The 6,435-nt window shown below is 52.3% G+C and carries 8 protein-coding genes and 1 pseudogene; 4 read left to right on the top strand and 5 right to left on the bottom strand.

Annotated features, from left to right (window positions below; all coding sequences use genetic code 11):
• The first annotated feature begins 236 nt into the window (after positions 1-236).
• From C5P05_RS02000 to C5P05_RS01985, 4 genes and pseudogenes are all read left to right on the top strand, one after another.
• Positions 237-1,901 carry an AAA family ATPase gene (locus C5P05_RS02000; RefSeq protein ID WP_114968224.1) on the top strand — a complete coding sequence of 555 codons (1,665 nt, stop codon included), beginning with the start codon at positions 237-239 and terminating at the stop codon, positions 1,899-1,901.
• 325 nt (positions 1,902-2,226) lie between these two features.
• On the top strand, positions 2,227-3,381 hold the full coding sequence (locus C5P05_RS01995) for a YagK/YfjJ domain-containing protein (protein WP_114968223.1): 1,155 nt from the start codon (positions 2,227-2,229) through the stop codon (positions 3,379-3,381).
• Positions 3,372-3,667 (top strand): annotated as a pseudogene (locus tag C5P05_RS01990) (DDE-type integrase/transposase/recombinase); the annotation flags it as partial. The gene C5P05_RS01995 and the pseudogene C5P05_RS01990, both read left to right, overlap by 10 nt.
• Before the next feature lie 64 nt (positions 3,668-3,731).
• Entirely contained in the window at positions 3,732-3,905 is a 174-nt protein-coding gene (locus C5P05_RS01985; RefSeq protein WP_198674588.1) for an antitoxin Xre/MbcA/ParS toxin-binding domain-containing protein, read from the top strand.
• Between the two features lie 287 nt (positions 3,906-4,192).
• On the opposite strand, the gene C5P05_RS01980 is transcribed toward C5P05_RS01985, so the two are convergent.
• From C5P05_RS01980 to C5P05_RS01960, 5 genes are all read right to left on the bottom strand, one after another.
• Entirely contained in the window at positions 4,193-4,477 is a 285-nt protein-coding gene (locus tag C5P05_RS01980; protein WP_114968221.1) for a hypothetical protein, read from the bottom strand.
• A 188-nt stretch (positions 4,478-4,665) separates the two neighbouring features.
• Positions 4,666-4,905 carry a hypothetical protein gene (locus C5P05_RS01975; RefSeq protein WP_114968220.1) on the bottom strand — a complete coding sequence of 80 codons (240 nt, stop codon included), beginning with the start codon at positions 4,903-4,905 and terminating at the stop codon, positions 4,666-4,668.
• Complete coding sequence (locus tag C5P05_RS01970; RefSeq protein ID WP_198674587.1) at positions 4,902-5,321, bottom strand: hypothetical protein; 420 nt, start codon at positions 5,319-5,321, stop codon at positions 4,902-4,904. The genes C5P05_RS01975 and C5P05_RS01970 overlap by 4 nt, the downstream gene beginning before the upstream one ends.
• Before the next feature lie 109 nt (positions 5,322-5,430).
• Complete coding sequence (locus C5P05_RS01965; protein ID WP_114968219.1) at positions 5,431-5,697, bottom strand: hypothetical protein; 267 nt, start codon at positions 5,695-5,697, stop codon at positions 5,431-5,433.
• 217 nt (positions 5,698-5,914) lie between these two features.
• Entirely contained in the window at positions 5,915-6,169 is a 255-nt protein-coding gene (locus C5P05_RS01960; protein WP_114968218.1) for a hypothetical protein, read from the bottom strand.
• Positions 6,170-6,435 lie beyond the last annotated feature (266 nt).

The following is a 6,435-nucleotide window of genomic DNA, read 5'->3' as shown; positions in this document are numbered from 1 at the left end:
ACATCGTCAGCTTCTACAACAGCCAGCGGTTGCACTCCACACTGGGCAACTTGCCACCCAATGCTTTCGAGCAGAAATCGGCAATCAAACAACCTATCGGTCTGTACGAAAAAACTTGACCAGGACATACGTCTTGGCGCAAACTCAGTGGGGTTTGATTCCTGCGCACTGGAATCCTGGATCGAATCCAGAATCACCGCAAGCCTCAGCGAGTCCAGGACCGGGGAGCAGCACACATGATGGCTATTACCCCACCCTCTTTTCCGAGGAACGGCCGCCAGAACAGTCCAGGAACATTCGATGTAAAGACGCATAGCACAAACAACACTAATACTGAAAACGTGCCAAAAATGAATCTTGATCGCCAAAATTGGAAGTCTTCAAAGCTGCAGACCCAGGTAGTCTCATTTGCAAACGGCATCCATCTGGTGCCTGCAGCAAAAATCCAGCCCCTGCAAATCAATTGGATCTGGAAGAGCTGGATCGCTGCCGGGAAATTTCACCTCCTGGCAGGTGCGCCGGGAACAGGCAAGACCACACTGGCAATGCAATTGGTCGCGGCAATTTCAAACGGCGGTTTCGATCGCTGTTTATGGCCCGATAACTCTCAGACCCCCGGCGGGAACGTGATCATTTGGTCGGGTGAAGACGGCATCGAAGACACCATAATTCCACGCCTGATTGCCGCCGGGGCCAACCTGAACAATGTCCACATCATCCGTGGCACAGTTGAGCATGGCCGTTCCCGGGGCTTTGACTTCATGTCTGACCTTCAAAAACTCATCAACAAAATTGAAGAGATCGGTGGCGTCATCATGATAGTCATTGACTCCATTGTGCAAATCGTTGCTGGGGACTCCAACAAAAACTCCGACGTAAGGAAAGCACTGGCGCCACTCATCGAACTCGGGGAAAAGTACCGGTGCGCCATCTTGGGAATCACGCACGTCAATAAGAACTCAAGTGGCAAAGCGGCACTCGATCGTGTCACTGGCAGCCTGGCTTACGGTGCGGCAGCGCGGATTGTTCTCTTCACCACCAAGGTTCAGTCTGGTTCCGAAGATGACGCGCCGGGCCGCTGCGTCCTCGTTCGTGCCAAGTCAAACATTGGCCCCGATGACGGTGGTTTTGAATATCAAATCCAATCAGCAAGTTTTCAGTCGCAAGGTCAAACCTTCCACTCATCCAAGGTTGTCTGGAATACGACGCCATTGCAAGGCTCGGCGAAAGACATCATTCGATGGGCCGAAACGGGTAGTGTGCCCGAGTCCTCATCTGCTGTAGAACTGGCAGGGCGCTTTTTACTGGAGCATCTCGCCGGTGGTGGCTTGTCATTTACTGCGATTGAACAGCTGGCCCAGGCGGCATGTGTCCCCATGTCGGCCATCAAAAGGGCGAAGGCCGTCCTCGGAATCCGCTCACAAAAACAGCGTGATTCCGGTCAGGCGAATCCACCCAACTTTTGGTTCCTGCCAGAAGCAACAAATGGCCAAATTTCCATTGGCAATGAGGCAAGCCCATTTGGGGTTGCCTCATACGCTCCGGCAAGGATGGGGGTTCCGCAAGACTCCACAATCTTGCCATCGTCAATTCATCCGTTTGCACCAACAGCTTCAGTTGCAACAGTTGATCCACTTGCTTCAGTTGCTTCAGTTGCTCCGGTCAACCAAGGAACCGAACGCCAGTTAGACGAGGCACTTCTGCATTTCTGCAGTCAAGAATGCAGAAAACAAATCTACAGCACAACTTATGACTCTGATGACGATAAGCAGGATGCCATATTCAAAATCATTAAGTCGGTTTTGAACGACTACGTTGATGACGGCTCGGACGATAACCCACTCATCGATCAATACCAGATTGAGCTGGAAAAAATCGACTGGAACTTCGGCAACTTTTAGACCAGACACTGCGATGGTGTTGCTCAGCCAACCCCGCAGTCCAAAGCCGAATGGTCAAGGAGTGATGGCGGAATTGCCGACCTCCTGAACACCATTTTTCTATGCCATTTCAAATTTCTATCTGAAATCTGCAAACTTTGTATAGATCTGCAGACTTTGTACAGAAATACCTAACTTTGTATACCCGAAATTACTTTCAGGTGTAGCGCAGCAATCAGGTTTCAGAAAAAAGTGATGGCAAGTCGCACGCTTCCGAGTGTGCTGAATATTGGTTAATTAATGTTATTAAAGAAGAGATCTACAGTGATCTCCAGGAAAGCAAGCTATGAGTAAAAACGACAACGACGACGACAACAGCATCGACATCTCGATGTATGACATGTATAACGGCATTGACGCAGACGCGAACATGTCTGAGTTCGAAAAGGATGGACAGACCGTCACGGTCTTGGGCGCTGACTATGGAAACCTACGCATCCAAATCGAAGAGTTTGTGAGCGCGATTGCTTCAGGCAATGAATTGGGTTTCACTGTCGTTCACTGTGACGGTCAAAGGCCAACCGTCAAACCACTTGCGCTAAGCAAGTACTTCACCGGCATCAAGGCCTTCATGGGTGCCTACCTGCCCAATTACGAGTTCAGCGAAAACGTGAAAGTGTTTTTTGAAGCTTGCAATGTGATGGGTCTTGACCACGAGCAACTTACTTGCAGGCCGCTGTCCGCCCTTCCCCATCGCCGTAAGATTGAAGCAGAGCTGTTCAATGACTTGATCGCTCGGATTCGCACCACCTGCAAGAGTAAGAAGTTTAAAGACCAAGCCTACTCGCGGGTATACAACGCGACCAGAAACTTCCGGGGTACCAAGATCTACATCGATCGCTTGTTTAAACGCCACTCACGACTGCTGGCGATGCGCGTGGATTTTGGATATAAGAAAGAGCATGCATCGAAACTTTCAGTGGGTGACGCGCAGGGGCACTTGAAGCACTTCTTTAACAACATGCGCAGCAACAAGCTCTTTGCTCCCTTGCTGGGGTATGTATGGCGGCGTGAGTGTGGGGAGGAAAAAGGTCTTCATTTTCATGTCGTACTTTTTTACGATGGGTCGCTGACCTGGAAGGATGAGTACATTGCATCGAAAATTGGTGATTACTGGAACAATCAGGTCACAGCGGGCAAAGGAGTCTTCTTCAATTGCAACATGGACAAAAAAAATAGGTACAAACGCTTGGGCATTGGAATGATTCACGCTGCTGATGTTGACAAGCGTAGAAACCTTCTTGAGGCCGTCAAGTACCTGACCAAGAAAGAAGTCATATTCCGTCCCAAGGAAGAGGGTGGTTTCAGGGCATTTGGCAAAGGCAACATGCCAAGCGAAAGAAATGATGGCCCAGGCAGGCCCAGAACGGTCGGTGTGCCTGCACCGGACTCAGATACCGATGAACTAGATACCCCTACCAATAACTTTATTATTCGTTGACATCAGGCCAATGTAAATATCTCTACCGCGCCGTCGATCTGCCGGAGATACGGTGGATTTTCCGCTCACCGCCAAGCGCGATTTAGCTGCTGCCCGGCGGTTCTTGGAGCGCGCCATCAACCTGCACGACGTGCCAGGGAAGATCATTATCGACAAGAGTGGCGCCAACACGGCCGCCATTGAAAGCGTCAAAGCCGACGCCTGCGTCGACATCCTGATGCGCCAGAACAAGTATCTCAACAACATCGTCGAACAGGAGCACCGGGCCATCAAGCGGATCACCCGTAGCCAGTCGCAAAACGATGACATTTGACGCAAGTCGGACAGACGGGCTGGAGGCAAGATCAGAAGTGACCGCCATAGCCATGCGCGTGCTAGGGACGCGTGAGTTGGCCGAACACTGGTTAGCCCAGCCTGCGCTGGCGCTGGATTGCCAGAAGCCGGAGGATCTGTTGACGACGGCGGCCGGCATTCGGACTGTTAAGGACTTGCTCACCCGTATTGAATATGGGGTGTACACGTGAATACTCAAACTAAGAAGTTTGAATCAACCATTTCAGTAAAGTGGCAAACGACGGTCCCGGCGGCCATTCGGCGGAGCATCGGTGCTGTTCCGGGAACCCGGCTGGTTTGGCAGGCGAAGGCTGACGGTCGAGTCTTTCTGCGCGTGAAAACGGGGCCATGAAAATGAGCTAGGCTAAACATAGAGACTGAAGCGCGCGCTTACATGCGGACGATTGACCGGTCGGTTTTGCATAAAAACGATTCGCGCCGCATAAAAACGCTTCCAAACGTATGACTTTGCATTGTTTCAATTAAATGATGGGCAGAAGTCCAGCGGGACATCACAGCCCTGAGTCAGCAAAAGTTTCGCGTCCGGGTGGTGTTTCGCCTTTGCGCGTGTCATGCCTTCGAACGCGCTAAACACTGGCAACGCGAGCTTTAATACCCCAACTGGTGGCATGCCAATCTTGTCAGCGATGACGGGCGTGGCCTCCACCAATGCCGCCTGGCGTTCTTCTGCTGTCGGGAGTTCGCCAACTGTGAGCGCGGGCCGAAGATTGGGTAGTCCCTGTGCATCAAGGGCTTCGTACATTGGTCTGGTCATGCCTTCGTCTTTCTTGAAAGGTTTCGTTTCGTACTTGCTGCCTTGTTTTTAAGCACCCACCGCATGCTCATAGCTGGCGTAGAATTCGGCAGTTGTTCGGGCACTTATCCCCAACGTAGACAACACACTTTGGGGATAACTTCTGGTCGGCGTTTCCAATCAGAGGCGCCACTTATTTACCCGATTTCCAAGCCTTTGACTTCGCCATCGTTGTCGATTTCGTAAAGCTTTGCCCTTGGGTTGCGGTCGAACAAAATTGCGTTGATGTGTACGGCGCGCAAACTCACTGTGCGCTCGCCATCCAGCTTCAAGCCGACGGCATTGCTGATGTCCGAGCGGTCGTTATAAGTGGGCACAACCACCTCAGCCTCCGGGGCTTGGGTCTGCAAAATTTGGATGAGTTCAGAGACTGTCATTGTTTTTCCAATGTTTCATTTCCGCAGTCGTCATACAGCCCGCAGAGATGCCCTAAGAATTGAGGCCGGTACGACCAATCCAGCTCAACGGTCCAGTTTTCTTCTGGCGCCAAATCATTGTATTTTCGACCGCACGCTTTCATGGCCACGTCGCCGGCGCTACGCCAGTGGTCGGCCCATTGCAATTCCTCTTCCGTGAGAGGGCGGTTGTTCTCGTCCTCTTCCAAGCCGTGAGTCTCAGCGAAATTTTCCTGTTCATAAGCAGCCTGGGCGGCAGCGAAGGGATGAACGTCTATCGCGTTAAACATATCCCACACGGCCGCAATGCCACGAATGATCTCTTCCTGGGTGGCATCGGGTGCTGTCAAGACCAGAATGGTGTCGAGCTGGTGATAGTGCCTATCGATAGGTTTCATGGACTTGCTTAAGGAATTCTTTGTAAACAGTTCTGCGTATTTGACAGCGCGTCCGGACCGGCCGTCGTCCGGGTAAACGATGGTGATTGGCCAATCTCTGAGTGACGTTTCACCAAAGTGCCGAATCTCGCGTATCCATCAACCGCCTGCGCTGGCGATTGCGCAACCATATCCCTACAACCCAAGCGACAACGACAACGCCGAGTCCTGTGCCCGCCATGATTCCAGTTGAAATCCAATCGCCAATTGCCAATTGCCAATTGCCAATTGCGCCGGAGGTCCAGATCTTCACCGCCCCCAGCGCGGCTGCCAATACGATAATTCCAGTTGCGAGTCTCATCCCTGAACGTTCCTTCTGCATTTCACTGATGAACATGATAGTCGGACCTTCGGCGTCCCGCTGAGCGGGGAGAACGGCCCGGCCTGTGAACGGCCATTGGGCGCAGTCGCCCCAAAGCGGCCTGTCATCGACCCGAATTCCCGAGACCGGTTGTTCAATCTGAAAAATTGGATTCTGGCCGCATCCGGCTCTTGTGCAGCGTAAAGCCGCCGGGCGGGACCCAAGTCCCCAGCCCGCGCGGCGCCCGGACCGCTTAAAACACCAGTTGCTGGCCGCCGAAGTTAAAGGCAGTTGGCAGGTCGAGCTTGAGATGCGAACTGGCATCGACATTGGTCACGACTGGGCCGACCTGGGCGACGGTGGTTGGGCTGAAAATGCCGCCACCGACAACGTTGGCCGAGTTGCCGCCAACAGCGGCGATGGCATGGCCGCCACGGACAGACGACATCGCAGCGCGGTCGAGTTCCTTGCGGGTGGACAGGTCTTGAATCATCAGATTGGATTTCATGGTTAACTCCTTAAGTGGTTGGGTGGGATGAGCATGAAGTTGGCTCGAAGGAGATATTGCATAGGCCGTGCCAGATGCTGTGCCAGCGCCTGGAAATATTTGCAAGTCATTGAAAACAAAGGGAAAAACGTGCCGTTATCAGTAGAAGTTTGACGTATAAGTAGGTGTCCATCGCAGAAACTTCCAATCGTGAGCCGCCAAGCAAACGAAAGGAAAAAACTGGATGGACAAGATTGAGAGCCTAAATCACACGAAGTGGGACTGCA

It is taken from the genome of Rhodoferax ferrireducens, assembly GCF_003347515.1.
GTDB lineage: Bacteria > Pseudomonadota > Gammaproteobacteria > Burkholderiales > Burkholderiaceae_C > Rhodoferax.
The sequence above is the reverse complement of the archived record's forward strand: the minus strand, read 5'-3'. Positions and strand labels throughout refer to the sequence as shown.

Bases quoted from the DNA above. Each gene is read 5' to 3' on its own strand.
- C5P05_RS02000 (WP_114968224.1), top strand. From the start codon at position 237: ATGATGGCTATTACCCCACCCTCTTTTCCGAGGAACGGCCGCCAGAAC.
- C5P05_RS01995 (WP_114968223.1), top strand. From the start codon at position 2,227: ATGAGTAAAAACGACAACGACGACGACAACAGCATCGACATCTCGATG.
- C5P05_RS01980 (WP_114968221.1), bottom strand. From the start codon at position 4,477: ATGTACGAAGCCCTTGATGCACAGGGACTACCCAATCTTCGGCCCGCG.
- C5P05_RS01975 (WP_114968220.1), bottom strand. From the start codon at position 4,905: ATGACAGTCTCTGAACTCATCCAAATTTTGCAGACCCAAGCCCCGGAG.
- C5P05_RS01970 (WP_198674587.1), bottom strand. From the start codon at position 5,321: ATGAAACCTATCGATAGGCACTATCACCAGCTCGACACCATTCTGGTC.
- C5P05_RS01965 (WP_114968219.1), bottom strand. From the start codon at position 5,697: ATGTTCATCAGTGAAATGCAGAAGGAACGTTCAGGGATGAGACTCGCA.
- C5P05_RS01960 (WP_114968218.1), bottom strand. From the start codon at position 6,169: ATGAAATCCAATCTGATGATTCAAGACCTGTCCACCCGCAAGGAACTC.